Raw genomic sequence first — 15,848 nt, 5'->3', positions numbered from 1 at the left:
GGGCCGCGTCGACACCACCCGGACGGCCGGGCCATTCCCCCCGGGGAGCGGCCCGGCCGTCCGGCGTTGGGGCGCCGTCTTCCGGCTCCGGCCGGGCGCGGAGGCCGGGTGCCAGGGGGCGTTTCGACGCCGCCGGCGGGACGGCGATGTGGCGTCCAGCACAGGGGGCCACCTCGATTTCATGCGGGCGCAAATTGCTGGTAAAGTTTTTTTCCGTTGCCCCCCTAGCTCAGTGGTAGAGCGCGTTCTTGGTAAGAACGAGGTCACCGGATCGATTCCGGTGGGGGGCTCTGAGTAGGAAAGCCCGCGTCCGTGTCGACTCGCGAGAGAAACCGACGCAGACGCGGGCATTCCCATTCGTGGCGGTGTAGCTCAGCTGGTTAGAGCGCACGACTCATAATCGTGAGGTCCCGGGATCGAGTCCCGGCACCGCTACCCACAGGAATCCGTCCCGCACCGCGGGGCGGATTCCGTCATTTCCGCAGGGTTCCGGGGGCCCGCCTATGCTGGGTGGATGACCTCCGCGGCCCCCTTCCTGCTCAGTGCGGGCATCGACTGGCCCGCCGACCAATCCACGCCGCGCTGGAGCCTGCGGGCCGACGACGGCACCCGAGCCGACCAGCTGCTCGAGCCAGGAACCCGTTGCTCCTTTACCGTGCAGCCCGGCCGCTGGTGCCTGGGACACACACGCGTCGCCGACGCCACCGTCTGGTCCCACATCGGGTGCCCCGACGGCGCCCCGGCCGAACGCGGCACCCAATGCGGGTCATGCTTCGCCCGGGACGACGCCCGCCACATGCACGACTTCCACCGTTCCGGCATCGCCCCGGCCGGCTTGCGCGCCTACCTCGCTAAACCGCAGTGGCTCTACGTCGCCACCTTCGCCCAGGGCGCCTCGAAGATCGGCACAGCGGGCGAGGGCAACAAATGGCGTCGACTGGCCCAGCAGGGGGCTGTCATCGCCACCTACGTGGCGCTGGCCGCCGACGGGCGCGTCGTCAGGGTCCTCGAGGACCTGGTCACCGAACGGCTCGGGTTGGGCCAGGCGGTGCGCGCCTCGGCGAAGACAGTGGGACTCACCGATCCCGGACAGGGCGGGCCGTCCCCGTCAGGGGTGTACGACGCCGGATCCCTGGCCACCATGCACCGGACCCAAGTGGAGCGGGTGCACGCGTTGCTCGCCGAGGACCCCGCCGCCACCGGGCTGGACGTGGAGCCGGTGGACGAGGACTTCACCCCGTCGGCGCTGGCCGGACCGCTGCTGAAGGCCTGGAACGACGGGGACCTGCACCCCTACCCGGGCTGGCTGAGCGCCAGCAGCCACGGGTTCACCGTCGAGGCGGTCCTGGGACAGACGCTGGGCGTGCGGTTGGACGGTTCCGAGCGGCTCTACGCAGCGGACGCCTCGGTCCTGAAGGGCCGCAGGGTGGTGCCCGGCGAGCACTCCACAGCGGTCCCCGTGGCGCAGGACTCCCTGTTCTGAACCGATAGACTGGTCAGCATGATCAGCACACCCTGGGAATCGGCGTCGGGCCTCTACAAGGTCCTGGTCATCGTCTCCATGGCCGTCTCCGGGCTCGGGATCATCCTGGCGCTCGTCGGAGCCAACACCGGCAACCGGCCGCTGATGTACACGGCGGTGGGGATCATCCTCGTCGGCCTGCTCACGCACGTCGCCGGACTCATGGTCCGCGGGCGCGACGTCAAGGCGTACCGCAAGCAGAACCCGCCCGTGCCGAAACAGCGGCAGGGCCGCTAGAACCGACCGAAACTGGCGTAGCCTAGGCTCGGACACCGGGCCGCCAACGGCCACCCACCCGCCCCACAGCGAGGACAGCATGAGCATCAACCCGGCCCTGGAAGGGCGCAGCTACCCGGCGGGGGAGGCCTACGTGGTCTCCCGCGAGAAGATCCGCGAATTCGCAGCGGCCACGAAGGCCACCCACCGCTCCCACTACGACCTCGAAGCAGCGGCCGGCCTGGGCCACGCGGACCTCGTGGCACCCCCCACCTTTGCGATCATCGTCGCCCAGCGGGCCGACGCCCAGCTGATCGCCGACCCCGCCTCGGGCATCGACTTCTCCCGGGTCGTGCACGCCGACCAGCGGTTCACCCTGCACCGCCCCATCGTCGCCGGCGATGAGCTCGTCGCCGAACTGCATGTGGACAAGGTCCGCGGCATGGGCGGCGGCGCCATGATCACCACCCGGTCCGAGATCAGCACCACCGACGGGGCTGCCGTCGCCACCACCACCTCGTCGATCCTCGTCCGCGGGGAGGAAGCAGCATGAACCCCATCGAATTCTCCACGCTCGAAAAGGGCCAGGACATCGGCAGCACGACGCTGCACGTGAACCGCGCCGACCTGGTCAGGTATGCCGGGGCCAGCGGGGACTTCAACCCGATCCACTGGAACGAACGCTTCGCCACCGACGTCGGCCTGCCCGGTGTCATCGCCCACGGCATGTTCACCATGGGGGCAGCGATCACCCTCGTCGAGGACTGGACCGGGGACCCCGGCGCCATCGTCGACTACCAGACCCGCTTCACCAAGCCGGTCGTCGTACAGGACCCCGACGGCACCAACCCCTCCGACGCCCCCGGCACCGCGCTGGAGGTCAGCGGTGTCATCGGCGCGCTCGACGAGGTGGCGCGGACGGCCCGCGTGGACCTGACAGTGGTCGCCGACGGCCAGAAGGTGCTCGTCAAGGCCCAGGCCCTGGTCCAGTTCTGATGCCCCAGTTGCTGTCCGGGCTGACCACCACCGGCGTCGGAGGCCCCGCCGCCCAGGTCATCGAGGCGGGGACCGAAGCGGAGATCCTCTCGGCAGTGCGTGCAGCGGACGATGCCGGAACCCGCCTGCTGATCGTCGGCGGCGGATCCAACCTGGTCATCTCCGACGACGGGTACGACGGCACGGTCCTGCGCATCACCACCCGCGGCGTTGGGATCACCCCCACGGCCGACGGCACGCATTCACGGGTGAGCGTGGCCGCCGGACACCCCTGGGACGACGTCGTGCGCACCACCCTGGAGGCCGGGCTCTCCGGGCTCGAGGCGCTCTCCGGGATTCCCGGCTCAGCCGGGGCAACCCCCGTGCAGAACGTCGGGGCCTATGGTGCCGACGTCTCCAAGACCCTCGAATCGGTCAGGGCATGGGACCGCCAGGAGTCCCGGCTGGCCGACTTCACCGCCACCGACCTGGACTTCGGCTACCGCGATTCGCTGCTCAAGCGCACCACGGTCCAGGGCTCCCCACGCTACGTCGTCCTCGACGTCGTCTTCGTCCTGGAATCCTCGCCGCTGGGCGCACCCATCGCCTACGCCGAACTGGCACGCACCCTCGGCGTCACCGCCGGGGAGCGGGCCACTGCCACCGCGGTCCGCTCCACCGTGCTGCGCCTGCGCGCCGGCAAGGGCATGGTCCTTGACCCGGAGGACCGCGACACCTACAGCACCGGGTCGTTCTTCACGAACCCCGTCGTGGATGCGGCGTCGGCGGCGTCGCTGCCCGAGGACGCTCCGCGATTCCCTGCGGCGGGCGGGACCAAGCTCTCCGCGGCGTGGCTGATCGACCGCTCCGGGTTCCCCAAGGGATATGGGCTGGCCGGCACCGAAGGCGCTGGCCTCGCCGACGGCCGCGCCGCCCTGTCGACCAAGCACACCCTGGCGATCACCAATCGCGGTGGGGCCACGGCCGCGGACATCCTCGCCATCGCCCGCACCGTCCGCGACGGGGTCAGGGAACGCTTCGGCATCACCTTGCACAACGAACCGCTGCTGATCGGCATCGAGCTCTGAGATGAGCGCCGCGCCCACTTCATCCACGGTCGTGAAGCGGGCGCGGCTGACCGCCCAGGGCCTGCTCGTCGTTCCCGGGCAGAAGCCCACGCCAGGCTCCGTCGTCCGAAACCTGGGCCTCGTCCAGGCCCAGGACCTGCGCCAGGCCCTCTGGGCCCTGGGCGCGCGCGCCCCCGGCAGCACCGCCTCGCAGGTCCGCGCCGCCTTCGACGCCGGCACCATCGTGCGCACCTGGGCGGCCCGCGGGACGCTGATGCTGGTGTCCCCGGAGCTGGTCGACGACGTCCTCACCATCACCGCGCCCCGCATGCAGACCCAGGCGGCCACCGGGTTCCGTGACGCGGGCATCGGCCCCGAGGTCGTCGCCTCCCTGGGACCCGCCGTCCGCGAGCGCTGCACCGGTGGCGCCACGCGGGGCGAGCTGCTCGAGGCCATCCGCGCCGCCGGACAGGACACCTCGGGCCAACGGGGCTACCACCCGCTGATGGCCCTCTCGCTGGCCCGCACGATCGTCCAGGGGCCCATGGACGACTCCGGGGGAGTGCGGCAGCTCTTCGTCCCGTATCGGGAATGGATCGGCGGGACCGGACACGACGACGGCGACCGGCAGGCGGTCCTGGAACGGCTGGCGCTGGGCTACTACGCCGGCCACGGGCCGGCCACCGACGCCGACTTCGCCTGGTGGCTCGGCCTGCCCCTGACACCCGCCCGTGGGGCCCTGGCCCGGCTGGAACAGGACGGGCACATGGCCTCCCGGCGGCTCGGGACCACCACCTATTGGATGTCCCCGGAGACCGCAGTGGACCTCGACGGCGGCGGGCAGCCACCCGGCGCCCGGTCCGTGCTCGCGCTGCCCGGCTTCGACGAGTTCCTCCTCGGGTACCGCGACCGCTCCGCCAGCCTCGCGCCGGAGCACGCCTCCCGGGTCGTGCCCGGCGGAAACGGGGGCTTCCGCCGGACCATCGTGCGGGCCGGTGCGATCGTTGGCACGTGGGATCCACCGGAAACCACCGAATACTTCGGCCCGGCCCCCGGGGCAGCGGGAGAACGGGCCCTCGCGGCCCGGCTGCTGCGGTATCGGGACTTTTGGGCACGGTGAGGTCACAATTGCGCCCCCGTGCAGGTCACCGTGGACTTTTGCCGGGCCCCTGACGCACTATTGGAGGCATGGAACACGAGACAAGCCTGGAACACGCGATGGATCTGGCCGAAGGCAACATGAAGGAAGCCAAGCGCCTGCTCGACCAGGGCAAGGCAGCGCACGCTGCTGGGGAAATCACCGACGAGCGGATGGCAGCCCTGCAGCGCCTCTACGACACGGCCAACGAGGACGTGGGGCGCGTCCGGCACGAGAACTAGGATCCGGGCCAGCGGCCCGTACATCCGCCACACCAGGGGTGCCACCGGCTTCGGCCGGGGTGCCCCTGGCTCATGTGGCGGGCCGCTGGCCCGGCTCGCCGGCCGGGGTGTACCCGGTGGTATCCAGCGGGGTGAACACCGGTTCCTGGCCGCGGGTGAAGACGCCGATCGTCGCCGGCGGGATGTGTACCCAGTGGCGTTTGCTCCAATGCAGCTCCAGCGGCTCCGAGGCCACCAGCTGGGTGTCCGGTGGCAGTTCCTCCGAAGCCCCCGTTCCCGGCCCGAAGCCCTTCCCGACATGCAGGCTCACGCGTCCGAAGGAGTGGAACAACGACGGCGCCACCGCCCCCGGGACGTCGGGGCTGACCCAACGCAGGACGACGAGCTGGTTGCCGTCGGAGGCGGCGACGGTAGCGCGGAACGGTTCAACCTGGCCGTGCTCCCGGCGTGCCCGTTCGACGCGGGAGACCATCCGCGTCAGGGCACCCAGCGGATCGTTGGCCAACCCGTAGGTCAACGCCAGGAAGAAGCAGACCTCGGTGTCGGTGTTGCCCTGCAGGAAGGGGTAGAGCGCTGGATCGACGTCAAGGGTCAACTCGCGCTTCAGGTCGGGAAACCCGTTGATCTCGCCGTTGTGCTGGAACATCCAGCCGCCATGGACGAACGGGTGGCAATTCTCCTGCGAGATCGTTCCCCCGGGGGCCGCGCGGACGTGGGCCAGAAAGCATCCAGACTCGATCTGGGCCGCAAGATGCCGCAGGTTCTGGCTATCCCAGGCCGGCGTGATCTCGCGGTATTGCCCCAGCTGGCTGCGGAGCCCGGACCAGGCCAGGCCGAATCCGTCGCCGTTGGTGGGGAAGGCCCGGTGGCGGAATTGGGAGCTGATCTCCCGGCGTGGCAGGTAGAGGTCCCGGGCCAGCAGGCTCTGGTCCAGCAGCGAGTGGTTGGGCCGGGTCAGCACCGTCTCCAGCGTGATCGGTGACCCCAGGTAGGCAAGCCAACGGCACATGGTCCCCTCCGGAGCTGGATGTTCGGTTCTGTCTCGACCCTAGCGCCGCGGGGCCAAGCGTCCTAGAGGCGGCCGAGGGCGATGGCGAGCATGCGCCGCAAGGGCTCCGCGGCACCCCACAGCAGCTGGTCGCCGACCGTGAAGGCCGAGAGGTACTGCGGGCCCATTTCCAGCTTGCGCAGCCGCCCCACCGGGATGTCCAGGGTGCCCGACGCGGCGACAGGGGTCAGCTGCTTCATCGTGGCATCCTTCGAGTTCGGCACGACGGTGGCCCACTCGTTGTCCGCGTCGATCAACCGCTCGATCTCGTCCAGGTCCAGGTCCTCGGTCAGCTTCAGCGTCAGGGCCTGGGAGTGGGAGCGCATGGCGCCGATCCGCACGCACAATCCGTCGAGCATGACGTGGTTGTCGGCTCCGGTGCCCAGGATCTTGTTCGTCTCGAGCCCTGCCTTCCACTCCTCCTTGGACTGCCCGTTGCCCAGGTCCGCGTCGATCCAGGGGATCAGTGATCCGGCGAGCGGGACGCCGAACTCCGTGGAGTCCAGGCCGCCACGCTGGGTCGTGAGCACCTTGCGGTCGATGTCCAGGATCGCGGAGGCCGGGTCCGCCAGCTCATCGGCGACCGAGTAGTTGATGTCGCCGAACTGGTTGATGAGTTCGCGCATGTGCCGGGCGCCGCCGCCGGAGGCCGCCTGGTAGGTCATCGCGGTGCCCCACTCGACCAGGCCGTTGCGGAACAGCCCACCCAGGCCCATGAGCATGCAGGAGACGGTGCAGTTGCCGCCGACGAAGTCCAGGGTCCCGGCGGCCAGTCCGGCGTCGATGACGTTGCGGTTGACGGGGTCCAGCACGATGATCGAATCGTCGTTCATGCGCAGCGTCGAGGCTGCGTCGATCCACAGGCCCTTCCAGCCGCGGGCCCGCAGCTCGGGGTGCACCCGCTGCGTGTAGTCACCGCCCTGGGCGGTGACCAGGATGGGCAGCTTCGCGAGTTCGTCGAGGTCATGCGCGTCCTGCAGCACTCCCGCGCCGGAGGCGAAGGCCGGTGCCGGCCCGCCGGGGTTGGAGGTCGAGAAGAAGACCGGGTCGATGCCCTCGAAGTCGCCCTCGTCGAGCATGCGTTGCATGAGCACGGAGCCAACCATGCCGCGGTAGCCAATGAATCCAACGGAAGAAGTCATTCATCCATCGTAAGGCGACGACGGGGTCGAACCCCAGCCGGGTTACGCGCCGCGGGGCACGGCTGCCGGGGATCGGGGGTCGTGGAGGAACTGACGGGGAGGTGGTGCCCTACTGGTCGGCGAGGATCCTGGCGCGGCGGTTGATCGCCCAGAACGCGCCGAAGGCGAAGACCTGGGTGATGGTGAACAACACGATGATCCCGCCGATGACGGTGCCGGTGATGATCATCCACAGACCCAGCGCCGCGCAGATCAGCCCCAGGAGGGGGAAGAGCATGAAACCGAGGGCGAAGAGCGGTTCTGGCTTGGACGTCAGTTCCCTGAAGGCTTCCTTCACCTAGCTGCGCTCCCAGAGTTCGTGGCGGTATTCGCTGCCGTTGGCTGCGGTGAGCCAGCCCTCAGCGGGCTCACTGAGCACGAGTTTCCAGGACTCCGGCAGCCGGGGCGCGCGGGTGTCGCCCTCCGCGTCGATGTTGATGACCGTAACCATCGCGGTATCGGCGTACGGCTCGTAGGCCTCATAGACCTGTCCGCCGCCGCAGATCCAGATCTCGTCGGCCCCCTCGGCGCCCGCAGCCGTTTCGAGTCCCTCCTGGGGGGAATGCACGACGGCGGCGCCGACGCTGGTTGCCTCGGCCGCGGTGGCGGCATCGGAGGTCAGCACGATGTTGGTGCGTCCGCCGAAGGGGCGGAACCTGGCGGGGATCGAATCCCAGGTGCGTCGACCCATGATGACCGGGTGGCCCCAGGTGGTGTTCTTGAAGTGGGCCATGTCCTCGGGCAGATGCCAGGGCATGGATCCCTCGTTGCCGATGATCCCGCCGGAGGTCTGGGCCCAGATCATCCCCACGCGCGCCGTCCCGGGGGACCGCTCGCCGCGGTGTCCCGGCTCGGCCGACGGCGCGGCAACTGCTGCGTGGCGACTCATACGGCCACCGGCGCCTTGATGGTGGGGTGGTGTTGGTAGCCGACGACCTCGAAATCCTCCAGGGCGTAGTCCAGGATGCTCTGCGGTGTTCTGGCCAGACGCAGTTGCGGGTAGTCGTAGGGCTCGCGTCCGAGTTGTTCGTTGACCTGGTCCAGGTGGTTGTCGTAGATGTGCACGTCCCCGCCGGTCCAAATGAATTCGCCGACCTCGAGGCCGACCTGCTGGGCGACCATGTGGGTCAGCAGGGCGTAGGAGGCAATGTTGAAGGGAACGCCGAGGAACATGTCGGCGCTGCGCTGGTAGAGCTGGCAGGACAGCTTGCCGTTGGCGACATGGAATTGGAAGAACACGTGGCACGGTGGCAACGCCATGTTCTCCAGCTCGGAGACATTCCAGGCGGAGACCAGGTGGCGACGCGAATCCGGGTTGGTCTTCAGCGCTTCGACCACCTGGGTGATCTGGTCGATATGCCCACCGTTGGCCGTCGGCCAGGACCGCCACTGGACCCCGTAGACCGGGCCGAGTTCGCCGTTCTCGTCGGCCCACTCGTTCCAGATCCGCACGCCCTGTTCCTGCAGCCATGACACGTTGGATTCCCCGCGCAGGAACCACAACAGCTCGGCGGCCACCGACTTGAAGTGGACACGTTTGGTGGTGATCAACGGGAAACCCGCGCCCAGGTCGAACCGGATCTGCCGGCCGAACACGCTGCGTGTCCCGGTGCCCGTCCGATCGGATTTGGGGGTGCCGTTCTCCAGCACATCGCGCAGCAGGTCCTCGTACGGGGTAGGAATAGTCACGCCCGACAGTCTACCGGCCTGGTGCAACCCATACTTGGCTACGTCCCCAGCATCAAGCCGGCGGGTAGTCCGACGAGGAGCAACAGGAAGACCGCCACCGCCCACTTCCCGCCCCGGCTCCCGACATTGACGGTCAAACCGGTTCCGGTGCCTTCGCGTTTGGCCACCATGATCTGGGGATCTGCGGGGTTGTTGTAGAAGATCCCTCCCCAGAGCCACAGGCGATCCTCGGCTGCCTCATCGGCGTCGGGACGGATCCCGGCCGTTTCGGCCCGCTGCGCGGCCCACCGGGATCCACGCCAGAACGCCCAGGCGATGGCCACCAGGATGATCGCGGCAAACAGCACGGCAAACCAGCCGCCCATGTACTCGGGACGCAGCCAGCTCTCGATGGCCAGGCTGGAAAAGAGGGCGGCCAGCAGGACAGTGGTGATTCCCAAGCCGCCCATGGTTCCGCGGATCATGCCCTCGCGCTGGATCCTGCGATACTGCGAGGGCTCGGCCCGGGCCGGCGATAAGGCGGGGATGATGGCGGCAAGGAAGGCCATGAGTGCCGTCATTCCGAGGCCGATCCACAACATGCCGAAGACGGTGGCGGGGGACTTGGCATCAAAGGCATCCGGGGCACCGGAGGGCCCCCAGTGCGTGGGAATGGTATCGGGCAGGCCCGCGTACAGGGACAGGCCATAGAGGTGGGTGCCCAGCAGGATGACAGCGGCCAGCGGGAAGGCCACCCACAGGTGCCAGCGTCTGCGGGTGAGTTCCTGCTCGGTGACGGTCCCCATGCCGTCGAGTCTACGGTGTCTGGGCGGTCCGTCCGGATTGCGCGAGACTGCCCCGAACCAGGTCGACGACGGTTTCGTCGTCCACTGCGGACCGTCGGGCAGCGTCGATGAGGGCGCGGATGGCCGTTTCCAGCTCCGCGTTGCCGCCGTCGGCTGGAGCTGCTGTTGGGGTCCGTGGCTGCCGGGGCGCAACGGTGGTGCCGAGGCGACGTCGCGACTGCAGGACCCCGGAGCCCTCCAGCTCCTTGTAGGCGCGGCTCACCGTCCCGACGGCAACCCCCAGGTCGGCTGCCAATGCGCGGACCGTCGGCAACCGGTCTCCGGGAGCGAGTTCACCAATGGCGATGAGGGAGGCGATCTGCCGGCGGATTTGTTCGAAAGGAGGGACGGCCCCTTCCAGGTCGACGGTGATCGAGGTGGTCATCGCTTCAGTCCGTTCCCCGGCTGGGGGAGGTTGCCCTCGGTCCGGCCTGTGCCCGGCTCCGGACCGGAGGAATCCTGCGCCGTCCGGGAGAACTCCGCGGAGGGCAGGAACATCGTCAGCGCCGCCACGGTGAACAGCAGGGAGCTGCCAGTCCAGCGGATGGCCTGCCACGTCAGCGGGCCGCCGTCGTTTCCGAGCATGGCGGCGCCATGGAACCAGGATGCCGAATCCATCAGCACGATCATTCCGGTGGCCATGAACAGGTTTGCCGCGCCCAGTCGGAGGATTCGATGCCGGCTGAGGCCCCGCAGCCGGAGGTCTTCGTGGGTGCTCGCACGGCCCAGGGGCGGGCGGTTCCGCACCATCAGCCACCAGCCCGCCGCGGGGAGCGATGAGACCACCAGGCCCACGGACAGCGAGACGACAAGTGACCGGTCCCCGTGGGGCGTGAGCACTGAGAGGACGAGCGCCACGGTGTACGCGATGACGCCCACGCGCCACGCCCAGGCCGGAAGACGTGTCGGCGGAAATTTCGACGTCGCCGGGCGCGCGCCGCGTGGCGGGCAGTGGCCGCGACGCAGCAGCGCCTCGACACCCGACATGCAGAGGAAATAGAAGGCAAAGGGAAGGCTCGCGAAGACCAGGGGACCTTCGATCCCGGACAAGGCGGGAGCCGGGAAGCGCATGACGGGATCGACGAAGCCGGGAAGGGCCAGCAGCGCGCCGGCCAGGGGGATGGTGGCAAGTGCCACCGCGAAGACGTGGGTCCTGGTGAGCAGCTGGAGCCCGGCGGTGAAACTTCCCGGGAGGTGCGCGGTTCCCAGGGTGCCCACGGGTTCGTCAGCCGCCCGGAGCCGTGGCGGGGCCGCGGCAGCCATGGCGACCAGGACCGCGTACTGGCCGATGGCCAGTACCGTGACCAGCCACCCCCAGGGCTTGTCCGCGCCCGACGCCGCGGCACCGACCATCAGGCCGCCGCGGTTGCTCCAGGCTTCGGTGTCCAGCGCAGCATATTGGGCAGCTGCCATGGCTGAACCGGCAGCCGTGACCATGATGCCTCCCACCACGAGGATGGCAGTCCGCAACAGGCGGTTGAGCCCGATAAGGCGGAGAGTGTGGTTGCCGTTGCCGGAGAGGCCGGACAGCGGGCGCCGCTTGACGATCACCAGGGCGGCGATCCCGGTGGCGGCGACGGCCAGGAGAAGCGCCGACAACAGCCAGGGGCCGGACTCTGTCCCCGGGCGGAGGCCGTCGATGGCCCGCACCGATGTGGAGACGACCGTGCCGCCGTCGGCACCGTCTTGGGTCACCTCACGTCCCGGAATCGGCGGAACGGCCGGGCTGGCCCAGGCCCAGGCGACGGCTCCGAGGCCCAGGAGGGAGAAGGAGGCGAAGATCCCCGTCAAGACGGGAGGCAGATGGTCCCGCAGTGTCCTGGCTTCCAGCGTTGCGGTCCGCACGCGCGTGTGGGGCCGCGGCCAGGTGAACTGGGCCAGGATGTACACGAGGCCGAGCCAGAGCCCGGGGGAGGCGGCGATCCATGCCAGGCCCAGGGTCGTGTGGCCCGCGGGGTCGATGGAGGTCCAATAGGTGCCGTGGCCGTCGGTGCCCTGGGTCGGCGCGGGGACCCGCACCAGTGCTGTCAACGCCGAGGTGCTGGAGGCGAAGAACGCAATGATGGCGGTCCACAAAGCGTGGGTCCGGGCCGATCTGCGGGGATCGCCGGAGACCGGGGTCCGGGCCTGGAGCCGGAGGAACCCGTACAGCAGTACGGCACCGACGGCGATCATGAGGGCAATGGCGGGTGCCTGGCCCGTGGTGGCCCATTCGTTCATGGCTCAGCCCTTCCCAACGTTTGTATCAATGTATTGAATCATTGACACAAACGTTGTGCAAGGGGAGAGCTGGGTTGTATCGGCGGGGGACCGCCGTCGTGCCCTGCTATTCGGCGACCATGTCCTGGTATTCGGGGTAGCGGTCCAGATAGTCCTGCACGTAGCTGCACTCCGGGATGATCCTGGTCCCGGCCGCCCGCAACTCGTCCAGCACCATCGTGACCAGGGCGCGGGCATAGCCGCGGCGGCCGTGGGCCTCGTCGATGATGGTGTGCTGCAGGGTCACGATGCCGGTGGCCGGGTCGGTGCTGTAGCCGAGGATCCCGATGAAGACATCGCGGTGCCATAGTGCGTAGCGTCCGCGGTCGGCGTCGTGCTCCATGCGCAGGGCCTCATGGACGATCTTTTCCGGGCGCTGGCCCGGTACGGCCGGCTGACCTGGGTGGTCGGCGTTCACGTTACCTCCTGGGGGCGGATACCTGGTCCCCCGAGCCTACTCGGCGCCGCGGCCGGGGGACCAGAGCAGGCCGGTGGCGGATCAGTCCTCGAAGGTCTCGAAGACCTCCACGGACACCGGTTTGCGCAGCTTCTGAACCGGCTGGTGGATGACCACCAGCGCGCCGGGGCGCAGGTACGGGTCGATGGACGGCAGGATCCTGGCCAGTTGGCCGGGAAGCCGCTCGGCCAGGGCAGCGAAGACGATCGGCAGCACGGGCCGGTGGGTGCACAGGGCCTGGGCGATTCCCTTGTTCATCAGCTTGCGCACCGCCTTGCGCACGTTCTCCGGCTTGCGCAGTGCCTCGTGTTCGGTCAGGGCCGTCACCAGCTTGACGCCCAGGTCGTTGCGCTTGAGGTAGGGGGAGACCGTTTGGATGCAGCGCGTCCAGGGGCTGCTGGCGACGCGGCGCGGTTTCCAGGCGGACAAGAGGGCGTCGACCTCCAGGGCCTGGCGTTTGCCGGTGGCCGCGAGCGGGCGCTTGCCCTCTTCCTGCGTCCAGCTGGCCCGCGGCTTGGCCTTGGCATGGCGGATGACGATGAAGGGAACCGTCGCCAGCCGGCCGGCGATGTAGGCGGCCTCCAGCGCGTCCAGCGGGTCGATGTCCGAGGGGTTCGCCAGCCAGCGGCGGGCCTCCGCCGGAGACACCCAGCGGCACGAGTCGACTTCGTGGCCGTCGGGGACGGCCACCAGCCCCGTCGCGTCGGCCGCCCAGTAGTAGACGACCTTCTGGCCCGAGGCCACCGGGTAGCGGATGGCCGGCAGGGGAATGCCGAGGGCGATCTCCAGGCCGACCTCCTCGCGGACCTCGCGGACCGCGCACTGCGGGATGGTCTCGCCGTTATCGAGCTTGCCCTTGGGCCAGGACCAGTCGTCGTACTTGTCACGGTGGATCATCAGGACCTGGAGGCCCCCGTCACCGACACGCCACGGCACGGCCCCGGCAGCGAACACCTTCACGGCGCCCCCGGTGACGATCGGGTCATCGGAGGATCGCAGGACGAGCGGCATCAGCGGCGCGCCGCCCACCGCTGGCGCGATTCGAGCAGCCAGGACTGGACATCGGAGAGCGGCTCGCCATCGGGGCCGACATGGTGGCGGGTCCAGGCGCCGTCGGCATCCAGGTGCCAGCTGGCGGTGCGCTCGTCGAGGTACCGGTCCAGGATGCGCATCAGTTCGGCGATGTCGTCCTTGTTGGACAACCGGACCAGGGCCTCGACCCGGCGGTCCAGGTTGCGGTGCATCATGTCAGCCGAACCGATGTAGACGACCTGTTCGCCGCCGTTGTGGAAGGCGAACACCCGGGAGTGCTCCAGGAAGCGGCCCAGGATGGAGCGGACCCTGATGTTCTCGCTCAGCCCCGGGACGCCGGGGCGCAGGGAGCAGATGCCGCGGACGACCACGTCGACCTGGACGCCGGCCTGGCTGGCCCGGTAGAGGGAGTCGATGATGGCCTCGTCGACCATGGAGTTGACCTTGATCACCACACGGGCGTCATGGCCTGCTTCACGCTGCTGGATTTCCTGTTCGATCCGGTCCAGCAGGCCCGAGCGCAGCGACCGCGGTGCCACGAGCAGGCGCTTGAAGGTGGAACGTGGCGCGTAGCCGGAGAGCTGGTTGAACAGCCGGGACAGGTCCTCGCCGACCTGCTCATCGGTGGTCAGCAAGCCCAGGTCCTCGTAGTACCTGGCCGTGCGGGGGTGGTAGTTTCCGGTGCCGATGTGGCAGTAGCGGCGCAGCCGGTCCCCTTCCCGGCGGATCACCAACGAGAGTTTCGAGTGGGTCTTCAACCCGACGATGCCGTAGACCACGTGGACGCCGGCTTCCTCGAGCTTGCGTGCCCAGGAGATGTTCGCCTGTTCATCGAAACGGGCCTTGATCTCCACCAGGGCCAGCACCTGCTTGCCGGCTTCCGCCGCGTCGATCAGGGCATCGACGATGGGGGAATCGCCGGAGGTGCGGTACAGGGTCTGCTTGATCGCCTGCACCTTCGGGTCGGCGGCCGCCTGTTCCAGGAACGCCTGGACGGAGGTGGAGAATGAATCGTAGGGGTGGTGCAGCAGGATGTCGCGCCGCCGCATGGCGGCGAAGACGTTGGCCGCCTTGGAGGTCTCTGATTCGTTGAGGAACCGGCTGGTGTGGGCCAGCTGCTTCGGGTAGTGCAGGTCCGAACGGTCGATCCCGGCGATGACCGAGAGCCCGCGCAGGTCAAGCGGCGCGGGCAGTTCGAACACCTCGTCCTCCTCGACGCCGAGTTCGCGCACCAGCAGGTCACGGATGGTCGGGTTGATGTCGCTGGCGACCTCCAGGCGCACCGGAGGGCCGAAACGGCGGCGAAGCAGCTCCTTTTCGAGCGCCTGCAGCAGGTTTTCGGCGTCGTCCTCCTCGACCTCGAGGTCCTCGTTGCGGGTGACGCGGAACGTGTGGTGTTCGACGACCTCCATGCCCGGGAAGAGGTACTCAAGGTGCTGGGAGATGACGTCCTCGAGCGGGATGAACCGTGCCAGGCGGCCCGCCGAGTTCCCGGCGCGGGGACCATCGACGGAGATCAACCGGGGCAGCACGCCCGGGACCTTGAGCCGGGCGAAGAGCTCCTTGCCGCTGACCGGGTTGCGGACGATGACCGCAAGGTTCAGGGACAGGCCGGAGATGTAGGGGAAGGGGTGGGCCGGGTCGACAGCCAGCGGGGTGAGGACGGGGAAGACCTGGGCGACGAACCAGCGGCTGATCTCCTCCTGGGCTGCCTGGTCCAGCTGGTGCCAGCGCGTGATCTGCAGCTGTTCGGCGGCCAGCGCCGGGCGCAGTTCCTCGGCAAACACGCGGGCATGGCGCAGCTGCAGGTCCTTGGCGCGTTCCAGGATCTCCTGGAGCTGGTCGATCGGGCTCACCCCGGCGGCGGACGGCACCGCCAGACCGGTGGCGATGCGCCGCTTGAGGCCTGCCACGCGCACCATGAAGAACTCGTCAAGGTTCGAGGCAAAGATCGACAGGAAGTTGATCCGCTCCAGCAGGTACAGGTCGGGGTCCTCGGCCAGTTCGAGCACCCGGGCATTGAAGTCCAGCCAGCTGGTCTCCCGATCCAGGAAACGGTCGAGCGTGAAGTTGCCCTCCGGGGCCAGCGGCGGATCGAATTCGGGGAGCTCGATGCGGTCCTGGGTAGCCCGGGCCGAGGGCATGTCGCCGTCGCCGAAACTCGCGGCCGTAACGGGGGTGGTGTCCATCGGGTCCGT

At 69.0% G+C, this 15,848-nt stretch carries 18 protein-coding genes and 2 tRNA genes; 9 read left to right on the top strand and 11 right to left on the bottom strand.

Translation table 11 applies throughout. The features are described 5' to 3' along the window. Window positions 1-218 precede the first annotated feature (218 nt). The 9 genes from ACN0TP_RS04940 to ACN0TP_RS04900 all read left to right on the top strand — a co-directional run bounded on the left by ACN0TP_RS04940 (window position 219) and on the right by ACN0TP_RS04900 (window position 5,160). Window positions 219-290: transfer RNA gene (locus ACN0TP_RS04940), tRNA-Thr, on the top strand. A gap of 71 nt (window positions 291-361) precedes the next feature. Further along, window positions 362-435 (top strand) — tRNA-Met (locus ACN0TP_RS04935). Between the two features lie 79 nt (window positions 436-514). Then, on the top strand, window positions 515-1,483 hold the full coding sequence (locus ACN0TP_RS04930) for a DUF2797 domain-containing protein (protein ID WP_417217313.1): 969 nt from the start codon (window positions 515-517) through the stop codon (window positions 1,481-1,483). Between the two features lie 18 nt (window positions 1,484-1,501). Beyond that, window positions 1,502-1,759, top strand: coding sequence for a hypothetical protein (locus ACN0TP_RS04925; protein ID WP_417217311.1), 258 nt, complete (start codon window positions 1,502-1,504; stop codon window positions 1,757-1,759). 79 nt (window positions 1,760-1,838) lie between these two features. After that, window positions 1,839-2,291 carry an FAS1-like dehydratase domain-containing protein gene (locus tag ACN0TP_RS04920; RefSeq protein WP_417217309.1) on the top strand — a complete coding sequence of 151 codons (453 nt, stop codon included), beginning with the start codon at window positions 1,839-1,841 and terminating at the stop codon, window positions 2,289-2,291. Next, on the top strand, window positions 2,288-2,734 hold the full coding sequence (locus ACN0TP_RS04915; protein ID WP_417217307.1) for a MaoC family dehydratase: 447 nt from the start codon (window positions 2,288-2,290) through the stop codon (window positions 2,732-2,734). Before ACN0TP_RS04920 ends, ACN0TP_RS04915 begins: the two co-directional genes overlap by 4 nt. Further along, complete coding sequence (locus ACN0TP_RS04910) at window positions 2,731-3,801, top strand: UDP-N-acetylmuramate dehydrogenase (RefSeq protein ID WP_417217500.1); 1,071 nt, start codon at window positions 2,731-2,733, stop codon at window positions 3,799-3,801. Before ACN0TP_RS04915 ends, ACN0TP_RS04910 begins: the two co-directional genes overlap by 4 nt. 1 nt (window position 3,802) lies before the next feature. After that, window positions 3,803-4,900 carry a winged helix DNA-binding domain-containing protein gene (locus ACN0TP_RS04905; RefSeq protein ID WP_417217305.1) on the top strand — a complete coding sequence of 366 codons (1,098 nt, stop codon included), beginning with the start codon at window positions 3,803-3,805 and terminating at the stop codon, window positions 4,898-4,900. A 68-nt stretch (window positions 4,901-4,968) separates the two neighbouring features. Further along, entirely contained in the window at window positions 4,969-5,160 is a 192-nt protein-coding gene (locus tag ACN0TP_RS04900; RefSeq protein ID WP_417217303.1) for a hypothetical protein, read from the top strand. Between the two features lie 70 nt (window positions 5,161-5,230). Here the strand turns inward: ACN0TP_RS04900 and ACN0TP_RS04895 are convergent, their stop codons facing one another. From ACN0TP_RS04895 to ACN0TP_RS04845, 11 genes are all read right to left on the bottom strand, one after another. Beyond that, window positions 5,231-6,169 (bottom strand): class II glutamine amidotransferase, encoded by a 939-nt coding sequence (locus tag ACN0TP_RS04895; RefSeq protein WP_417217301.1) that lies wholly within the window; start codon window positions 6,167-6,169, stop codon window positions 5,231-5,233. A gap of 62 nt (window positions 6,170-6,231) precedes the next feature. After that, window positions 6,232-7,350 (bottom strand): aspartate-semialdehyde dehydrogenase, encoded by a 1,119-nt coding sequence (asd, locus tag ACN0TP_RS04890; protein WP_417217299.1) that lies wholly within the window; start codon window positions 7,348-7,350, stop codon window positions 6,232-6,234. 109 nt (window positions 7,351-7,459) lie between these two features. Then, on the bottom strand, window positions 7,460-7,687 hold the full coding sequence (locus ACN0TP_RS04885) for an NF038396 family protein (RefSeq protein ID WP_417217297.1): 228 nt from the start codon (window positions 7,685-7,687) through the stop codon (window positions 7,460-7,462). Further along, window positions 7,688-8,278: a dihydrofolate reductase gene (locus tag ACN0TP_RS04880; RefSeq protein WP_417217295.1), complete on the bottom strand. Its 591-nt coding sequence runs from the start codon at window positions 8,276-8,278 to the stop codon at window positions 7,688-7,690. Further along, window positions 8,275-9,078, bottom strand: a complete 804-nt coding sequence (locus ACN0TP_RS04875; RefSeq protein WP_417217293.1) for a thymidylate synthase — start codon at window positions 9,076-9,078, stop codon at window positions 8,275-8,277. The genes ACN0TP_RS04880 and ACN0TP_RS04875 overlap by 4 nt, the downstream gene beginning before the upstream one ends. 38 nt (window positions 9,079-9,116) lie before the next feature. Continuing rightward, on the bottom strand, window positions 9,117-9,863 hold the full coding sequence (locus tag ACN0TP_RS04870; protein ID WP_417217291.1) for a DUF1648 domain-containing protein: 747 nt from the start codon (window positions 9,861-9,863) through the stop codon (window positions 9,117-9,119). A gap of 10 nt (window positions 9,864-9,873) precedes the next feature. After that, entirely contained in the window at window positions 9,874-10,287 is a 414-nt protein-coding gene (locus tag ACN0TP_RS04865; RefSeq protein WP_417217289.1) for a GntR family transcriptional regulator, read from the bottom strand. Next, complete coding sequence (locus tag ACN0TP_RS04860; protein WP_417217287.1) at window positions 10,284-12,122, bottom strand: hypothetical protein; 1,839 nt, start codon at window positions 12,120-12,122, stop codon at window positions 10,284-10,286. Before ACN0TP_RS04860 ends, ACN0TP_RS04865 begins: the two co-directional genes overlap by 4 nt. Window positions 12,123-12,228: 106 nt before the next feature. After that, on the bottom strand, window positions 12,229-12,579 hold the full coding sequence (locus tag ACN0TP_RS04855) for a GNAT family N-acetyltransferase (protein WP_417217285.1): 351 nt from the start codon (window positions 12,577-12,579) through the stop codon (window positions 12,229-12,231). An 81-nt stretch (window positions 12,580-12,660) separates the two neighbouring features. Then, window positions 12,661-13,629 carry an NUDIX hydrolase gene (locus ACN0TP_RS04850; RefSeq protein ID WP_417217283.1) on the bottom strand — a complete coding sequence of 323 codons (969 nt, stop codon included), beginning with the start codon at window positions 13,627-13,629 and terminating at the stop codon, window positions 12,661-12,663. Beyond that, complete coding sequence (locus ACN0TP_RS04845) at window positions 13,629-15,839, bottom strand: RNA degradosome polyphosphate kinase (protein ID WP_417217282.1); 2,211 nt, start codon at window positions 15,837-15,839, stop codon at window positions 13,629-13,631. The genes ACN0TP_RS04850 and ACN0TP_RS04845 overlap by 1 nt, the downstream gene beginning before the upstream one ends. Window positions 15,840-15,848 lie beyond the last annotated feature (9 nt).

This window comes from Arthrobacter sp. (assembly GCF_048266065.1).
Classification (GTDB): Bacteria; Actinomycetota; Actinomycetes; order Actinomycetales; family Micrococcaceae; genus Arthrobacter_H.
This window is presented reverse-complemented; position numbering and strand designations above follow the sequence as displayed.

Bases quoted from the DNA above. Each gene is read 5' to 3' on its own strand.
- ACN0TP_RS04930 (WP_417217313.1), top strand. From the start codon at position 515: ATGACCTCCGCGGCCCCCTTCCTGCTCAGTGCGGGCATCGACTGGCCC.
- ACN0TP_RS04925 (WP_417217311.1), top strand. From the start codon at position 1,502: ATGATCAGCACACCCTGGGAATCGGCGTCGGGCCTCTACAAGGTCCTG.
- ACN0TP_RS04920 (WP_417217309.1), top strand. From the start codon at position 1,839: ATGAGCATCAACCCGGCCCTGGAAGGGCGCAGCTACCCGGCGGGGGAG.
- ACN0TP_RS04915 (WP_417217307.1), top strand. From the start codon at position 2,288: ATGAACCCCATCGAATTCTCCACGCTCGAAAAGGGCCAGGACATCGGC.
- ACN0TP_RS04905 (WP_417217305.1), top strand. From the start codon at position 3,803: ATGAGCGCCGCGCCCACTTCATCCACGGTCGTGAAGCGGGCGCGGCTG.
- ACN0TP_RS04900 (WP_417217303.1), top strand. From the start codon at position 4,969: ATGGAACACGAGACAAGCCTGGAACACGCGATGGATCTGGCCGAAGGC.
- ACN0TP_RS04895 (WP_417217301.1), bottom strand. From the start codon at position 6,169: ATGTGCCGTTGGCTTGCCTACCTGGGGTCACCGATCACGCTGGAGACG.
- asd (WP_417217299.1), bottom strand. From the start codon at position 7,350: ATGACTTCTTCCGTTGGATTCATTGGCTACCGCGGCATGGTTGGCTCC.
- ACN0TP_RS04880 (WP_417217295.1), bottom strand. From the start codon at position 8,278: ATGAGTCGCCACGCAGCAGTTGCCGCGCCGTCGGCCGAGCCGGGACAC.
- ACN0TP_RS04870 (WP_417217291.1), bottom strand. From the start codon at position 9,863: ATGGGGACCGTCACCGAGCAGGAACTCACCCGCAGACGCTGGCACCTG.
- ACN0TP_RS04865 (WP_417217289.1), bottom strand. From the start codon at position 10,287: ATGACCACCTCGATCACCGTCGACCTGGAAGGGGCCGTCCCTCCTTTC.
- ACN0TP_RS04860 (WP_417217287.1), bottom strand. From the start codon at position 12,122: ATGAACGAATGGGCCACCACGGGCCAGGCACCCGCCATTGCCCTCATG.
- ACN0TP_RS04850 (WP_417217283.1), bottom strand. From the start codon at position 13,629: ATGCCGCTCGTCCTGCGATCCTCCGATGACCCGATCGTCACCGGGGGC.
- ACN0TP_RS04845 (WP_417217282.1), bottom strand. From the start codon at position 15,839: ATGGACACCACCCCCGTTACGGCCGCGAGTTTCGGCGACGGCGACATG.